This window comes from Pseudoalteromonas rubra (assembly GCF_004212645.1).
Taxonomy (GTDB): Bacteria; Pseudomonadota; Gammaproteobacteria; order Enterobacterales; family Alteromonadaceae; genus Pseudoalteromonas; species Pseudoalteromonas rubra_G.
In genome coordinates, this window is sequence record NZ_PPUZ01000049.1 from 61,759 (window position 1) to 78,160 (window position 16,402).

The 16,402-nt window shown below is 44.5% G+C and carries 18 protein-coding genes; 3 read left to right on the forward strand and 15 right to left on the reverse strand.

Features of this window, described 5'->3' with window-relative positions:
* The first annotated feature begins 129 nt into the window (after positions 1 to 129).
* Positions 130 to 1,119, forward strand: coding sequence for a phage integrase (locus tag C3B51_RS17815; protein WP_130245921.1), 990 nt, complete (start codon positions 130 to 132; stop codon positions 1,117 to 1,119).
* 62 nt (positions 1,120 to 1,181) lie between these two features.
* On the opposite strand, the gene C3B51_RS17820 is transcribed toward C3B51_RS17815, so the two are convergent.
* Both C3B51_RS17820 and C3B51_RS17825 read right to left on the reverse strand, forming a co-directional pair.
* Positions 1,182 to 1,622: a hypothetical protein gene (locus C3B51_RS17820; RefSeq protein ID WP_130245922.1), complete on the reverse strand. Its 441-nt coding sequence runs from the start codon at positions 1,620 to 1,622 to the stop codon at positions 1,182 to 1,184.
* A 13-nt stretch (positions 1,623 to 1,635) separates the two neighbouring features.
* The gene (locus C3B51_RS17825) at positions 1,636 to 2,607 is read right to left on the reverse strand and encodes a DUF6731 family protein (RefSeq protein WP_130245923.1); all 972 of its coding nucleotides are present in this window, start codon (positions 2,605 to 2,607) and stop codon (positions 1,636 to 1,638) included.
* A 459-nt stretch (positions 2,608 to 3,066) separates the two neighbouring features.
* Here C3B51_RS17825 and C3B51_RS17830 point away from each other — a divergent pair, with 459 nt between their 5' ends.
* A complete protein-coding gene (locus tag C3B51_RS17830) occupies positions 3,067 to 3,738 on the forward strand; it encodes a hypothetical protein (protein ID WP_130245924.1) in 672 nt (223 codons plus the stop codon).
* Between the two features lie 325 nt (positions 3,739 to 4,063).
* On the opposite strand, the gene C3B51_RS17835 is transcribed toward C3B51_RS17830, so the two are convergent.
* The 8 genes from C3B51_RS17835 to C3B51_RS17865 all read right to left on the reverse strand — a co-directional run bounded on the left by C3B51_RS17835 (position 4,064) and on the right by C3B51_RS17865 (position 9,666).
* Positions 4,064 to 4,579, reverse strand: coding sequence for a hypothetical protein (locus tag C3B51_RS17835; protein WP_130245925.1), 516 nt, complete (start codon positions 4,577 to 4,579; stop codon positions 4,064 to 4,066).
* Position 4,580: 1 nt separating this feature from the next.
* The gene (locus C3B51_RS17840; RefSeq protein WP_130245926.1) at positions 4,581 to 5,678 is read right to left on the reverse strand and encodes a hypothetical protein; all 1,098 of its coding nucleotides are present in this window, start codon (positions 5,676 to 5,678) and stop codon (positions 4,581 to 4,583) included.
* A gap of 258 nt (positions 5,679 to 5,936) precedes the next feature.
* A complete protein-coding gene (locus C3B51_RS24190; RefSeq protein ID WP_130245927.1) occupies positions 5,937 to 6,251 on the reverse strand; it encodes a transposase in 315 nt (104 codons plus the stop codon).
* Between the two features lie 41 nt (positions 6,252 to 6,292).
* Positions 6,293 to 6,640: an integrase core domain-containing protein gene (locus C3B51_RS17850; RefSeq protein ID WP_130245928.1), complete on the reverse strand. Its 348-nt coding sequence runs from the start codon at positions 6,638 to 6,640 to the stop codon at positions 6,293 to 6,295.
* 15 nt (positions 6,641 to 6,655) lie between these two features.
* Positions 6,656 to 7,276 (reverse strand): sulfite exporter TauE/SafE family protein, encoded by a 621-nt coding sequence (locus C3B51_RS17855; RefSeq protein WP_165389189.1) that lies wholly within the window; start codon positions 7,274 to 7,276, stop codon positions 6,656 to 6,658.
* The gene (locus C3B51_RS17860) at positions 7,273 to 7,527 is read right to left on the reverse strand and encodes a hypothetical protein (RefSeq protein WP_130245930.1); all 255 of its coding nucleotides are present in this window, start codon (positions 7,525 to 7,527) and stop codon (positions 7,273 to 7,275) included. The genes C3B51_RS17855 and C3B51_RS17860 overlap by 4 nt, the downstream gene beginning before the upstream one ends.
* Positions 7,527 to 7,685: a hypothetical protein gene (locus C3B51_RS23630; RefSeq protein ID WP_165389190.1), complete on the reverse strand. Its 159-nt coding sequence runs from the start codon at positions 7,683 to 7,685 to the stop codon at positions 7,527 to 7,529. The genes C3B51_RS17860 and C3B51_RS23630 overlap by 1 nt, the downstream gene beginning before the upstream one ends.
* 49 nt (positions 7,686 to 7,734) lie before the next feature.
* Positions 7,735 to 9,666, reverse strand: a complete 1,932-nt coding sequence (locus C3B51_RS17865; protein ID WP_130245931.1) for a tetratricopeptide repeat-containing diguanylate cyclase — start codon at positions 9,664 to 9,666, stop codon at positions 7,735 to 7,737.
* Positions 9,667 to 9,968: 302 nt separating this feature from the next.
* Here C3B51_RS17865 and C3B51_RS17870 point away from each other — a divergent pair, with 302 nt between their 5' ends.
* Complete coding sequence (locus tag C3B51_RS17870) at positions 9,969 to 11,339, forward strand: BNR-4 repeat-containing protein (protein WP_165389191.1); 1,371 nt, start codon at positions 9,969 to 9,971, stop codon at positions 11,337 to 11,339.
* A 178-nt stretch (positions 11,340 to 11,517) separates the two neighbouring features.
* Here C3B51_RS17870 and C3B51_RS17875 read toward each other — a convergent pair whose 3' ends face one another.
* From C3B51_RS17875 to C3B51_RS17895, 5 genes are all read right to left on the reverse strand, one after another.
* On the reverse strand, positions 11,518 to 12,561 hold the full coding sequence (locus tag C3B51_RS17875; RefSeq protein ID WP_130245933.1) for a type III polyketide synthase: 1,044 nt from the start codon (positions 12,559 to 12,561) through the stop codon (positions 11,518 to 11,520).
* Between the two features lie 166 nt (positions 12,562 to 12,727).
* Positions 12,728 to 13,966 carry a peptidase S41 gene (locus C3B51_RS17880; RefSeq protein WP_130245934.1) on the reverse strand — a complete coding sequence of 413 codons (1,239 nt, stop codon included), beginning with the start codon at positions 13,964 to 13,966 and terminating at the stop codon, positions 12,728 to 12,730.
* Positions 13,966 to 14,913, reverse strand: coding sequence for a GlxA family transcriptional regulator (locus C3B51_RS17885; protein WP_130245935.1), 948 nt, complete (start codon positions 14,911 to 14,913; stop codon positions 13,966 to 13,968). Before C3B51_RS17885 ends, C3B51_RS17880 begins: the two co-directional genes overlap by 1 nt.
* A gap of 272 nt (positions 14,914 to 15,185) precedes the next feature.
* A complete protein-coding gene (locus C3B51_RS17890) occupies positions 15,186 to 15,932 on the reverse strand; it encodes a substrate-binding periplasmic protein (RefSeq protein ID WP_125719133.1) in 747 nt (248 codons plus the stop codon).
* A 91-nt stretch (positions 15,933 to 16,023) separates the two neighbouring features.
* Positions 16,024 to 16,245, reverse strand: coding sequence for a hypothetical protein (locus C3B51_RS17895; protein ID WP_125719131.1), 222 nt, complete (start codon positions 16,243 to 16,245; stop codon positions 16,024 to 16,026).
* Positions 16,246 to 16,402: the final 157 nt, after the last annotated feature.

The window sequence follows — 16,402 nt, forward strand, 5'->3', positions numbered from 1 at the left end:
TTGTTTTTTACGCTAAGATAGCTATTCTAAAAAACGCATCTACAAATGAAATTCGTTTAAGAAATTTCAGAGGCCACATTTCAAGTGTGGCCTATTTCCAAATTACATTTCTAGTTAAGCTAAAAATAAATGTCCATTATAAAAGTAAAAACAGGATATAAAATTGATATTAGGCCCTGGGGAAGAAGTGGCCGCCGAATTCGAAAAGTGTTCCCAACCCGAGGGGAAGCACAAAGATTTATAAACCACACTGTAGCTCAAGCTGAGGATAAGCCTTGGAAGCAGGAAAAAACGGACCTAAGGAAGCTATCTGAGCTTGTAGCCACGTGGTACAAAATCCATGGGCAGACTTATACAGACCCACAAAAAGCCCTGAACAAACTGGAAATGATGTGCGAAGCCTTTGGTGATCCAATCGCTCAATCATTTCACTCAAAGACGTATGTTGATTGGCGAGGAAGCCGAATGACAGGTGAAAAGGCTATTTCGGGTAAAACGGCCAATAATGACTTAGCACTTTTAAAAGGCGTATTTAATAAACTCATTGAAGTAGGTGAAATTAATTACCCAAACCCCTTAGCCGATGTAAAACCTTTCAGATTGCAGCAGACAGAGTTAGCCTTCCTGACCGAAGAAGAAATACAAACCGTATTAAACGAGCTTAAACGCTCGTCTAATCCGCACGTTTATATCGTGGCAAAAATATGCCTGGCTACCGGATGTAGAATAAGTGAAGCTCACACATTAAAAGGCTCGCAAGTGATTCAATCCGGTGGAAAATACAAAATTATGTTCATGAAGACTAAGGGCAAAAAGAACCGTACAGTCCCTATATCGCAAGCTCTGTATTATGAAATCCCCAAAAAATCAGGACCACTCTTTGCAGATTGCCGAAAAGCTTTCGAGCGTGCAATAAATAACACCGACATTGTCTTACCAACGGGACAATGTAGCCACGTACTTCGACATACCTTTGCCAGTCACTTTATGATGAATGGGGGGAATATATTGGTATTACAACAGATACTAGGTCATGCGAAGATAGAGCAAACCATGGTTTACGCACACTTCGCACCGAGTCATTTGGAGGATGCGATTAAATTAGGGCCAAAATTATAGTTTATACTTAACAGGTAGTAGAAAGCAGCATTACGCTTTTTAAAAAATAAAAAAATGTTAAATTAAGAGTTTTTTATTATTATTGTAAACTTCCTCCATGATAGCGCAAAAAGGATTAAGGCTGAAATCAAAAAAGAGAAGCCAAGATTTAAAAGCAGAACATCTATTTTAATATCAAAATTATCTAAAAGCTTCTTATGAGGCAAAAACATACTTGATATTAAAGAAATGCAACTCGCTATTAACGCAAAGCCAGTATGCTTAATCTCATCAAGTATATTATTAAACATTACTTTCTGTGTTTTTAAATTAGACAATAATGTGTTCGATTTTGCTCCCGAATAGAAGGTTTGAGCAGCGATAATAAAGCCAAATAACATAGCTGCCACTGTTGCGAGTGGACTTGCTATAGCTAAGATTGTTCCGTGATCTTTGGGAACATAAACACTATTAGCCAAATAAGCAAACAAAACACCTATAAAATAAATCACAATGAATTTCATAAATTACTCAGATTTAATTTGTGGCTATTGCATACTGCCTCAATGTACTTTTGTTCGATCCGTAAGCTCTCATTAATGCCCACTTCACACTCCCCAACTTTGGGTACCCCTTCTCCACGTCTACATCAGTCGTATACTTCAGCTCTTGAGAGAGTAAGTTCTCAGGTTTGTGGCCGCTACCCGCTGCTTGTAACTGAGCTTTCTGTATTTCTGGATCTGTAGCCTTTTTCTTACTTCCAAACTTATCGATAAACTCTACTATTCCATCGGCTACATCATGTGATAGGTATCCTAGCGTACCTTTTCTATTGCTTGCTCTACCCCAAAAGTCCAACTTGAGTTTACTCATTCCGTTTTCAGACATCATTTTGACAATCGTTTTGCTGAAAGCATTTTGTAAATCTAACTGAGAATCTTTAAAATTTCTAGGTAACGCAACCGTTACTGAGCACTTTTTGACCGACTGCCCTTTTCTCAAGACGTCCTGCAATGATTTTTGATTCCAAATGGGGTCAAAATCTATCGACGCTTCATCTTCTTTATAGGTCAGAGCATAAGCTAAATCATCTGGTCTCGGGCCAAGTCTATTAATATTAAAGACTAAAATATCCGTATCTACATAGTATAAAAAGTAACTTCTTTCATAAACATACTGGTCGTCCTCAAGCTCAAAGTTAGTTTCTTCATTTTTCTTCTTGTCATACATAGAAGGGAGAAATGTGTCCCTAGCCACAGCAATATAACCAAAATAACACTTTGAATTAGCGTCGTAGCTATCAATTCTGAAGTTTAAGTCCCGACTCGTATTCCCTGTAATAGGCCTACTAATAGGTTCTCTTCTATTCTCACAGGGAAGATTTTTATGTCGAGCATAGGCATTTTTGAAACAATCTGCAGTAACAAGCGACTTTGACTTATCATCTTGACCAGAGATATAGAAAGAGGCACTAAGCTGTTTTGTCTTTTTAGCTTTAGATTCAGACAACTTCATTTCCTTACAAAATATTTATTGAGTAATTTTTTCACCTTTGAACTTTTTTATCAATAAGCATTGTCACTAGTTGTACAAGTTCTGGCGTTTTTCAATACCTGTGTAAATCACACCTGCTTTGAATTACGTAGTCTATGTCCACATTGTGCCCACATTCATTAGCCAACACAAGGTTCGGCTAGATTACACGAGATTACAAGACTTTGTTTTTGATATAAATCATTGTTTTTAAAGGAAGCATAAGAAAATCGACGCTTTCTGGACGGGGGTTCAAATCCCCCCAGCTCCACCACATAGCAACACCGAAACCCCATCAAAGCACTTGTTTTTGATGGGGTTTTGTTTTTCTGGGATTTGAGTAGTGTGTAAATGGGGAGGCAAATGTGGCATGATTTGTCACGTTTTAGTCCCTCGTAAAATTTAAAACAACTGAAGAAAGGAAAAACTCTATAAGTGGAAAAGAACCAAATTAGGGAATGTTTTTATCCTGTCTTGTTCATTGAGGGAAGTGTTCTAATCACTTGCCTAACGGTATTTATAATTGCTTTAGTAAAAGTTATCTTTGGAAATGATATGTTTGAATTAATTAAAGACATAACCTCTATTCTAGGTGGACTGGCAAGCTTATTTGCAACAATTCTTGCGTGGAAAGCCTATAGTCAATGGGTAGACAAGCTTAAAAAGACGAACTCCATTACTCTAGAGCAGAATATTTACTTAGAAATTTTTTCGACTGTCAAAACAATGGAGCCTAGTGTTAAAAGATATATTTCTAACACTAGATCTTTAATTGATACATATAGGAATCTAGATGAAAGAAGCCCCAAGTATGAGTCTTTACTAAAAATATTTGAAGACAATCATCTTTATTATTTAAAATCCTTAGAAGCAGCAACTCAAAGTTTAGATAAATGTAGTCACACTCTTGACTTCATCGGTTTAAAACAACTTGATAGTGACATTAAAGAATTATTAGAAAAAACAAAATCACTTACAGAAATTAGTATCTATGAAGAGGAAAATAAAGTCATTGCTAACTCAGATATATTTGATAGCGATTTAATTAAGAATAAATATACTGAGAGTGACATAAGTATATTAATAGAACAGATAAAAAAAGGCTGAAAATAACAATCAGCAAAGCCTCTAAATAGCGGCTCAGGGGGATCCCCCCCTCATAATTGAGGGCCTCTCGAGCCGATGTATCAAGCGCACGTATTTACGTATAGCCCAGCGCAGTTGCTTTCCTGTCGAGGGGGTTCATAATTCTGTGTCAGCCTACTGAGCTCAAAGCTCGATGCAGTCATCTAAGCGCCCAGGAAAGTGGATGGCCATCTACGACAGCGTGAGATTCCAGTTTCGGATAGGATGCGTCCAGCGCTCTTGAGCTTTAAGTATACCGGCATAGAGTAGCTTTAGGCAGTTACACAGAATCTGTTACAAGGCCCCCTCAGATATCATGATCCGCTTCTTTCTCTTCCCTCTTTCGGTGTAGGTCATTGATAAACATGATATTACTTTTAATGACATGAAAAACCGACTCTAGTTGCATAAAAGTCATTACTACAGCGAGAGATAAAGCCAATATTTTCCAAAAAACTAGGTATTCCAAGTAAAAATCAAACGATGACAACACAACCTTAAAGAAAAAAATGAATAATATCCCAACAACCACTAAGGCTGATTTTAATACACTTCCCACGATAGATTCCAGTCGCTTTGTTTCATTTAAAGTTTCTGAAAAATCTGCATTTTCAATTACTTTTGGGTTAACTAAACGCTTTAACGCATTTGGATACAAAAAAGCTATCCATATACCCATTAGTGTAAAAACCATACTGGATATATTAAAAAGCAAAATCAGATATTCTTTGTAATCACCAAAAGAGTATCGCAGTTCAAGCTTTGTAAAAAAAACGACTGTTACAATCAAAAGAAGAATATACTTAAAAGAGTATTTAAACATTCTAAGCCTCTGCGACTTTATTTTCCGCCACCATATTTTCTTCAACTACCATACTAGCCTTATTTACTTCTTGTTTCAGCGGTTCGATATATCTCGACATGTTTTTTTTAATAGCATCATATAACTTCTCAGCAGACAAATAGTCCTCACCCGTACCTGAAATATTTACTATATCTTTAAGCCGGTATTTATCTACCCAAGTAACACCGTTCTCCGTTGCGAATCCAACATTATCCCACTCGTGACTTTTCCTATTCTCTTGAGCATTCTTCTCAATGATTTCTTTAATTTCCTTACTGGTCGGTTTCGCTTCCGCTTTAACTTCAATTTTACGCTTCTTGGCCTTAGGCTTCGCCCCCACATAAGGTACATAATCACTAAACTTCTTTACCCACTCAGCCCTTGCATCTTTAGCATCAACTAAGATCGTCTCTCTTCGGATTATATGTGTTACCTTCTTTGCTAATTCACTTAATTGAGAGTTTGATGTGTTCAAACTTTTTAAACTGATCCCAAACCTATATTGATAGCGACCTTGATTTTCTTTGTCTTGATAAGAAATCCTTACAAAGCCTTGCTCAGTGAACTCTTTCTTTCTATTCGGGTGTTTTACTCTGTTGTTTATACACCCTATAACATAATCTTCAAAGAGCTGAGCGTCACAAACTGAATGATCAAACTTGATAGAAATAACAGCATTATACCTCGGTAACACCCAATAGTAACAAGGCCGTCCCCAAATAACTTTGCTTCCTTTATAAGTATTTGTATACTTTACTACGTCCGTCGACCCTGTCTTTTTATCTTCACTTGCTCCCCACAACGTACCAGCATTATCGGTGTCAGATTTCCATAAAACTAAAAGAAAATCACCAGTCTCTGGATCTTTATAAATGTCTTTGCAGTAAGACTTTGATTTATTGTTTCTTGATTGAGCGGGATCCCAAGGAATAGTGAGAGACAAAGGCCTGTCTTTGACCCAATCCATTATTAGGTCAAACGTTTCGCCCAGCTCACACCCATGAGTTTGACTTTTACCAACTTTGTATAGTCCACAATGGTCTACATTAAAAAAGTTCATGTGCCCTGCACCAAACATCTAAAACTCCATGAAATAGTTATATTTTTATCGCCAGATGTAACTACGACTCACCTTAAAGTATGGTGATACATCCCTAAACCTTAACTTATAACACTCTACATGTATTTTAAACCAAAATTAACCCCCTCGTTACATAAACCCATCATTTCTACATAAAAACATGAAAACCTTGTTACACCATTTATTCAAAGCAAGAGCCCTCTTCTCCATCTACTCCTGTAAGTTATACCATTTTGAATAATTAACTGATTAAATTTATACGGCCATAAAGTAGAATGATTTCACCCTGTCAGCACATGAGATAAACGCATTCCATGCTTCAGTGACCCTACCCAAAATGTCATCGAAGTTTGTGAAGATTCTTTTTGATTTCTTGTGTTCTCTGAGCCAAACCCACACTTGTTCTATGGGGTTTAGCACCGGTGAATAAGGTGGTAGCCTAATGACCACCATATTATCCAAGCCCTCTACCAAACCATCTTTGAAGTACCAAGCTACGCGATCCATGACGACCACAGCTATTCTTCCTAGTTGAATCCTTTGTGATATTTGTTTCAGGTGACAATACATGACCTCTTTTGTTCACTAAAGGTAAGAAGAGTGCTTTTATTTCACCAGTCGTTGGACACAGCACCAAACAGATAGGCATATTCGAATTGTTGTTGCTTAACGATTCTTGGGTGTGAGCCTTTTTCAGCCCAAATCTTTGTTGTTGAAGTTTGCTGACCAAATCTCAATTTACTGTGCTTGTGCGCATAGTTGTAACAACGAGTAAATTTCAGTACCCGTGCCCAGGCTTCTTCGAGACTTTTAAAACCAGCCGAAGGCCAGTCAGATCTGTATTTACAGGTTCTGAACAACGATTTTGCAATTGGATTGTCGTTGCTGACTCGCGGTCTGCTATATGACATTGTCACACCCAGCTCTTGTGCTTTCACACGCATGGTTTGCGACTTCATCGACGCACCGTTGTCTTAATGCAAAACTACACCGCCATGCAGCGCATTGTCATGCACTAATGTTTGCTCAAGCATTGTAGCTGCAAGCTCACCTGATTTTTGGTCGTGGACTTCATGGCCCACTATTTCTCTGCAGTAAATGCCTTCGAGCATTACATATAGTAAAAGTGTACCAGCTCTACATAGGCGATTTCTGCTTACAGACAGATATAGTCTGACACACTCATACGCTGTGAACCCGGTCTCCAGTGCGATAAGCAGCAATAACATATTAACCACGCCGCGCTCTGGTAGTTTTGCACACACCAGGGCGCCCAGTGGCGCGCCGATGATCACGACGGGGATTGCGGCGTGCACCATCAACTGAATGTCGGGGGTTAATGTGTGTAACAGCGCAATATTGGTAAAAGTGCCCACCACTGAGGTGACGGCCATGATACTCTCACTGGTTGCCGTCGCCACTTTGATGTGTTTTTTCAGCATTAAAACGAGATAGGAAAAGATAAGAATATCGGCTCCTGAGCCAACCAGACCACTGCACAGCCCGCCAATAAAACCCACCAAAGGAATGGCTCGGTAGTCGGTTGAGCATTCGTGGATATGAGACTGGATCCCTACTCTGAGCTGCTTTATCAAAGTGTGGCAAACAACACCAAAAGGACACTGAATAATGATTTAATTGCCAGCCTTGGCAGCAGATCACTTAACCAGAGCAAAGAGACGATCACTCCCGGGATTGCGCCGGTTAATGCGTTAAATACGACTCGATGATAAAAACGGATTTTAAAAAACAAAATGGTCAGTGTGGCGGCAACCATGCCAAAGGATTGAATACCCAGTGAAAACACTTTGGCGGTGGCAGGTTCAATCGCCAGCACTTTGGTCATCACCGGAAACGCGACCGCACCGCCGCCCAGCGCCGTGCCGTGCTGCCGGCAATAAAAGAGCCGAACACCATGGTCAGGGCAATCTGTATTTGCTTATGAAAATTGCTCAGGGCTAAGTCTGAGCCAAGGCTAACCAGGCAGGGATAAACCAGCAGCATGATTGAGCTTTTCTTTATTTTGTGATGTGCCTTTACATCCAGTGCCCTGCTACCGGGTTGCTTCAGGCATCACCACCTGATCCCGGCCATTGCTTTTGGCCTGGTACAGGCACTGATCGGCGCATTTAAATGCTGCATCTGATGCGCCCAGCTGCTGTACTTTCATCGCATGGCTGACGCCAAACGAGGCGGTCACATGCAGTGTGGTGTCTCCAAGTTTAAAGGGGGCGTCTCTTAGTGCATTGACCATGTTTTGGCTAAATGCCTGAAAATCATCGCGCTCTTTGGCCACCATCAGGAATTCTTCGCCGCCCCAGCGGACAAACAACTCATCATCGGCAACAAACTTTTGCAGCCGGGTTGCCGCCTCGGCCAGCACCGCATCTCCCTTGTCATGGCCATAGCTGTCGTTGATCTGTTTAAAGTGGTCCAGGTCGATCACCACCAGCCGGTATAACGTATCGGTGCGCAATCTTTTCGGTTTTGTCATTTCCTGCTGATATAAACGCCGATTGGCCGCTTTGGTGAGTGGGTCAACAAAGCTCAAATCGTACAGGCGGCGGTTGTCTTTACTGACCGCTCTGGCCCGCAGTGCCAGCCATCCGGCGCCGCTGAATGCCAGGATCAGCCACAACACCAACAGCCTGAAGCGCTGTTTATCAAGCAATAATTCAAGGTTAGATAACCGGCTTTGAGCACTTAACAGGTCACGCTCCTGAGCAATTTGCTGTACTTCCAGGGCTGTATCCAGCGCTATCAGCTCATTCATGATCATGGCTTTTTCCTCTACCCGGACCTTTTTCAGCAGTGCCAGTGCCGCTGCGGCCTCGCCCTGGCTTTCCAGTACTTGTGCCATAAAAAGCCGGCTTTTTAGCAACCAGCGGGTGTGATTAAGCTGGCTAAAAACCGCCACTGCCGACTGGGTTGCCGATTGTGCAGCATCCATTTTTCCGTCTGCATAATGCGCAAAGCCCAGCTCCAGCCAGCAGATCCCGTGCTGCATCGGATAGTGTTCTGCGCTGGTCATACTGATGCAGCGGGTGGCTTTTTGTGTCGCGCCACTAAGGTCTTTTTCCAGATTAAGCAGCCTGGCTTCATTTTTGAGCGCCACAATCCGATAGAAATCCCCTGTATCCTCATCGAGATAACTGAGCGCCTGTTCGAATTTCTCTCGGGACTGGCTGGCTTGCCCGGCGCGATTATGTGCAAAAGACTGGTTGAGCAAGATCATAGACATGTACTCAGGGGTGGCACCGGCATAACTTCCGTAGAGTGTTTCGGCCTGACTCAGGTACTTTAATGCGTTCTCCCATTGTTCGAGGTGCACATACAAAAGCCCAAGATTATTGTGCAACAGCGCATGCAGGCGGTCATCGGGCCACGTTTCGACCTGTTTTATCCCTTTAAGAAAATACTGCTGCGCCTTAACCAGCTCGTTGGTTGAGTTAAAAATCACACCGGCCGTGTTGAAAAGTTCAGTTAAAAGAAACCCGACGTTGTGTGTTTGCGCAATCGTAGCCCCTTCCACAATCTCAGTGCGCGCCGCTTCCAGGTCACCGATTCGCAGTGCCACCTTTGCCCGGGCCTGTGCAACCCAGGCCCGCAACCAGTAAAGCTGATGTTTTTGTGCCAACTCAGAAAGCTGCCTGTCTAACGCAGCGCGTTCGTTATCGTCGCTCGCGGCGCGTCTGGCAGTCCAAAGTACATACACGGTTTCAATTGGCTTTAAATCCGGGTTGTCTTGTTGCCACTGCGTCAGTTGCGATAATGCCGCCTTAGGTGAGTCTGCGGCCAGTTTATAAATATCGAGCAGCGGGTGAGATGGGTCCCGCAGCTTTAACTGTTCTTCGGGCGGTATTGCTGAGGGGATTTGTGCGGGGCGCTGCATTTTGGCACCGTGCAGCCAAAAGGTATCCAGTGTTGCCACTATCAGCATAGAAACAAAAAATAAACTCAGCGCGAGAAAAGCTTTTTTATACATAACCCGGGTCATTCAAGGGTGTTTACTAAATTATACAATAAAGTGGCTAACTAGCCATGAAACGGCTTTGACCGCAGCGAATAGTGCCCTTGTTTTGCCCTGATACAAACTGTTTAAATACAACACCTGAGCCTCGAAGCCACGAAATCTTCATCGCTTCTCTGTCACCAAAAGAGTCGATAACATGTAGTGTGATTTCATACAGTTCAGTCAGATTGGATTAACCCATATTCCTGTGTATGTTACCATTCTCGCAACCGGTTCCCTTCAGTTCTGGCTTACAAAAAAGGAATAACAACAATATGATAAAGAAAGAACTTAGCACTTTTATCTTGCTTGCAGGCGCTCTGGGAAGCGTCCCAGGCCATACCAGTGAAATTGAAAGCCATCAGAGTGAAATAGTCAGCGCTATTCCCGTCGACAATTCCAACCAAGCAGGATGGTGGAGCCCGATGGCACGACACAATGGAGCAACTTACTTCGCCTATAACTATCAGGATAACAATAACACTGGTCAACATAAGGTGTACGTAACAAGGCTCGATAGTAATGGTAACAGCACCACTACGTCTCTAAAAGAAGTGAATTTCAGCGAATGGGTTCACAAGGATGATTTTGGCCATGATCAACCCTCCATTGCCGTAGATGGTAACGGTCGCGTTCATGTGTGGGCCGATATGCATGCTGACGCTGACGGCTGGCATTACTTTCGATCTCAGCCAGTAGGCAATGACAGTACGATGGAGCTGCTTCGTAATAATGAACTCACCGACAGCACACCTAACACAACAGGTGCATTTACCTACCCAATCGCGGCAACTGCACCGAATGGCGATATTTACCTAATCGTGCGCAATCAACCTGGTCGACATAACACACCTACTCCGGACTATAAGGGAGTAGGAGAGCTGTACCATTGGGAGAATACGATCAGCAAGTGGCGACTGGCAGGCACGTTTGCCGAAAAGGATAACGCTGTCGTTTATCCAGACGATATCGCTGTTGATAAAGACGGTAATGTACATATTTTATGGGAGTGGGCGTACAGTCACCCTCGTGCAAACAGGCATTATGGCAGCTATCTTCAATACCGCCCAAGTGAAGATGCTTTCTTCACCGCAGCCGGTACCCGGCTTACTTCTCCTGCCACCACGACAACCCCGGGAGTGGTATTTCAGGGCGTTCCCCCCAGTCGTAGCTTTAACAGCAATGACAACGGTATCCAAACAGCTAAACTCGCCGTCTATGGCGCTGAAAACAAAGTCAGCATTGCGTATAGATTTTATAATGACAACAAATACCAGCTATACCGAAAACGATGGAATGGTGCCTGGACGCAGCGCGAGACTCTGGAAAGCAGACCAACCATAGCTGCGCTGGGACATACTCACAACGGCCAACGCGCCCGCGTGTATTACACTCTGGATGGAAATACCCCTAATCAAAACAGATTGCAGGTCATTGAACGGTATACCAATACGCCCTGGCAAAAATATGTTCTGAGTAGTAAGAATATTGAACGTATCCATGCTCTTGAACTAAACAGTCAGGAAGACTTGTTGTATGGTGTAGAAATATGCAGTGGCACCACGCAAAAAAGCGACTCTAGTGGCCACTGCTCTCATTCCAATGGCGCCAAGTTGTCAATTTTAAAGGTGGGTTCAACCCTTTAAAAACAGCCCACTGAGTCCGAAATAAAAAGGTCTCAGTGCCTTCCCTTCCCGCAGAAGAAGCTTTACGGGCTGCGTTAATCCTGGTCAGTCGGCACAAGTCGAAATTTACCCGACCTTTAAGTTTGAACCCTCAGTGTGCAAATTAGAATAACAATCGCTCTTTGCTTTCTCTGCAGTCTCAGTGCCACACGCCTGCGCTCATCTCTGAGGTAAACCCGGGGCCAAATGCCGCAAGCAGACTGGCATCGCCGCGTCTGGCGCTGTCAAAGGTACGCTTTAAGACATCAATAACAGCCACGCTGGAGGTGTTGCCCGTTTCGGCCAGACAAGCACGTGAGCGTGCAACCATCTCAGGCTCAAGCGATAAACACCGGACCAGCTCATCGAGAATACGCTTGCCACCGGTATGAAAAATCGCGCTGTCGACCTGATTGGCATCGCGCGACAGGCTGCGTCTGCAAAATGACTGCAAATAAGGCGCAACATGGGGAATTGAGTGCATAACTTCCTTATCCAGAGAAAACTTAAAGCCCTGATGGGTAATATCATACTCAATGTAAGGCAGGGTATCTTTAATGGTCACACTCTGATTATTAATAAGCTTAAGGCCTGGCACCTGGCTGTCACCACGCATTACCACAGCCGCTGCGCCGTCGGCAAATAGCGCATCGCTGATGAAGTCCTGTAAGCGGTTGGCCTCTTTATGAAAACACAATGAGGAGGTTTCAACGCAGACGATCAGAACATTGCTGTTGGTACGATTCTGACAATACTCAAACGCCCGGCCAATCGCCGACGCCCCCGCCACACAACCCAGCTGTGCAATGGGAATTTGTTTGGTTTCGTTTGGCAAGTCCAGACGGTTGATCAGGTGCGCGGTTAACGAGGGCATCATAAACCCGGTACAGGACGTGGCTATTACCATATCAATCTCAGCCATATCTAGTTTGGCATTGTTTATCGCCTTCCTGGCAACGGTTTCGGCCATGTCGATGGCTGCCTCCTTATAAATTGCGGCCCGCGCGCCAAAGTCCCCAAGCTTAACAACGTCAGTCAGGGGTAAGATCAGGTGCCGGTTTTTCACTTCGGTATTTTGGATCATTTCAAACGCCCGCTGTTTGTACGGGCTATCGGGGTGACAAATTTCAATCACAGTCATGATGTCATCGGCATTGACTAAGTGCTCGGGGTAAAAAGTCGCTGGTTTGCATAATGTGGTCATGTTGTATCTCCTTTTAAAATTCATACAACAAGACCTGTGGCACGGAAATAAATTTCACATAAATAAAAAATAAAATTAACAATGAAATTTAAAAATCAATTATTTAGGCGCATTTAAAGTGCATGCAGCGACGTAAAACCCTTTAAAATGTTAACCAAAGAACGATTTAAAGTGAACTCAGTCGAGCTAACACCTCATTGAGTACCGTGTCTTTCCCTTGCCGATAATCCTCCCAGCTCGGCGCGATATGGATATCCGGGTACACCGCATCGCTTTGCACGTCGCTGAACGGGTAATAACGCTTAGACAAGCTGAACCGGCGCCCGGAATTAGGCAGAGAATACACGCTATTTTCTGCAAAATGGTTGGGATCTCCGCCAGTTGGCGTGCCAGCCACTCTGGCATTCAGGATCTGCTTAAACTGCACGGTATTAGACATGGCGGCAGAGAAAGTCGCGCCGTCGGATAACACATAAACCCCCTGCATCCAGTCAAACTGATCCAGCGGCAATAAACAGGCAGACAACGCCAGGCCTGCGTAAAAGTTGCCACCACGGTTGCCCCTGAAGTCGATGATCAGATAGCGCGAGCCGGCCGACTTTAATCTGGCCTGTAGTGCATCACAATGAGACATCACTTGTTCGGGTGTCGGGTAAGATGCAAATTCGAAATAAGCCGTTTTACTTTTGTCTAACAGGCTCAGGCTGATCCCCCCCATGCCTATATCCAGCGCTGATAGCTTTGGCTCTGAGCGCACATATGCAGAACTCAGCTTGCCAAATTCCCGCATACTCACAGGCGATATTTTGGCGCTAACGTCACCCTCCTCGCCCGTAAAGCGAAATAATGCCGGTGATTTTTCATCCACTATGCCAAGACCGAATAACAACTTATGCAAGGTCAGATAATATTCAAAACTGCTTTGCTCGCTGAATTGATTATCCACGCCGGGCAAAAAGGCTGGCAACTGCTTATACAGCTCACTTACACTCACCCCATTGATTTCGCGCAGCTGCATACCCAGTAAATGACGGTGCTCAGGTATGGTATCGACCACCCGCAAAGCCTCGCCAAAAAACTTAAAGCGAAACGGAAAGTGCTGATGCTTACCCGACATCATCAAATAGTTACTGTGCCCGTCGCCTATTGCCCGGCTGATTGCCATCAATCGCACTTCAACCTGCACTTCACTCAGAGCGCCCAACTGCGCTTTAAGCGCGCTAATCTTCTGATCGAAGTCCGCTTCTGCCAGGGTATGAAATGGCTGAATATGCTGCGTTTTTACCTGTCGGGCATAGAAATTAATGTCTTCAAGCCAGGCCTGCTGCTGGGCCTGGTTAAGTAATGCCGCATCGGCCTGCGCGGCCATACAAGTAAACAGCAGCCCCATAAGTACCTGTCTCATTAATTAATTCCTTTTGTGTAATGTGACGGGGAGACGCCGAATTGCCTGACAAATGCACGCCTGAAACTGTCATAACAAGTAAACCCCAGTTTTGTCGCCACGTGCTGCAAACTGATATTTTCTTCACTCAACAGATCTCGGGCGTGATTGAGTTTCAGGACTTTAAAATAATGGCTGGGTGTACAGTTCATGTGCTGTTTAAACAAGCGCGTCAGTTGTCGCTCGCTGAGGTGACAAAACTCGGCCATTCGCGCTACCGTAACAGACTGATTAAGCTGCGTACTTAGCCAGTCCAATAGCGGAGAGAGCTTTAAACTGTCACCAGATTGCAGCGCCAACGCATCCGAATACTGATGCTGGTTTCCGGCGCGTTGCAAGTAGACCACCAGATCTTTTGCCACCTGCGCGGCAATGCTGTTACCGTGATCTTCACGTACTATGGCCAGTGCCAGGTCAACCCCCGACAACACCCCTGCCGATGACCAGATGTGCTCGTCCTGAATATAGAGCGGATCGGGCGAAACGGTGCAATGGGCATTTTGTCGGGCCAGGCTTTCACAATGCCGCCAGTGGGTTGTGAGCGTTAACGCCTGCTGCGGAAAAAGCTGGGCCAGCACAAAAGCACCGGTGCAGATACTAAACACCCGTTTGGCTCTGGCCGCCAGTGCCGATAGCGCACTAAGCTGCGCAGCACTGAGCGACAACGTGCGCATGCCATTGCCACCACAGATGATCAGGTCGTCCACAGCAAATTCGTCTTCGAGGCCAAAATCAGCCTGAACTTGCTGGCCATACACAGATGCAACTGCACCGGCCTCAATACTCAATAACTTACAGTCATAGGCATGGGGCACATGGCAGTTGGTTTCCATAAACGCATCCAATGGCCCAAATAAATCCAGGGCCTGAAACCCGTCGGCGATAAAATATACTTGTTTTCTGGTCATGCATTACTCCTTTGGCAACTATCATAACCGATGCAAAGGTGTCATTTAATGCATTAAAACGACAAAAACAGACATTCATTGTCAAAGTTGAACTTTCATACAAAAGCCCCAGCCTGATGCATTGCCATAAGGCCACTGAAAGTGAAAAGCACGCAAAGAAGTGGTTTTGGAGTAGCGCGGAATTCAGGAAGTTCAATCAAACCATCGCCTTGCTCCTGGGGTTACCGAACCAGGCAGGCCGATATCACTATTTATAGGCGTTGTAACTCAACTCACTGCAAAAACTCGTACTTGTGCAGTAACTTGTAATAGGCGGGGCTGTTTTTAAACTGGACCATTTTTAGGTTGAAAGCGTCTTTAAGCGCCGGGTCGCGAAAGGCAATACGGTATGGCGTTGCCGCAAACAAGTGGTGAACGTTGACATTAGGCATCTGATCCTGACCGAGAACCGCTTTGCTCAGGTGGTTAAAAATATTGATATCCATCACCACCACATCCACTTTACCACTTAGCAATAATGCGACTTGTTTTTGCTGATCGGGCAGCTCAATGTACAAAGGGCTATTGGCGGTAGCCAGCCGATACTCCATACCCAAGACCACAGAGGCATTTTGGAAGCCAATCACGGCATAATTCTCCAGTGCGCTGACACTGTGTATTTTCAGGTTGCGCTTTTTTAAACTGATGGCGGTATTGTGGTAGGTAATATAGGGCTCAGACAAGACCGCTCCGGCCAGGTCCATGCGCCGGTTCATGGTCAGTGCCGCGTCCACTTTTTGCGTTTTCAACAGAGAATCTGAGCGGCCAAAAGGCACATATACAAAACGCAAATCATGGCCCAGTTCAGCGAAAATGGCTTTCACCATATCCAGTTCGAATCCGGTATCGCCCTGCTCAATGACATACGGCGGTTTTGTCCAGCCAACCGAGACATCCAGCACGTCTGCCCAGGCCACCTTGACCAAAGACAGGCCGGATATCAATACACTACAAATAAAAACACACTGTGATAACGTCATCGTATTTACCGGCCTCCTGCTATCGTTATTATTTTAGAGCGGTTTATGCCCGGTGCAATGACAAAATGAGGGGCATTTGTTACCCACCCGTTTATGCCATTGAGTCTGGTTCATCTGCGCAAAGCGCTGCTTTAAGGCGTTGCGCCAGTGCCTGCCGTTGGCTGGCATCGTAACTACTGCTGTCTGGGTCGAGCTGCTCGGCCGCTTCGAGTATCAAAGGCGCCAGTTCAGCCATTTTGTCGTTGAGTGCTTTTAGCTTCAGCTGCGTGGCGGACCAGTGCTGCGCCTGAATTTTGACGATATCTCCCGACATGTTCACTCCCACATTTCTTGTTGCGCTTGCTTCTTTTATATCTCACCCAAACCCTTGATGAAATTGACCGGGTTATTGTTAACTTTGGCAGATCAACACCAATATACCAAACCGTTTAGCAATAAAAAAAGCGGCAACCCTACGGTTGCCGCTTCGT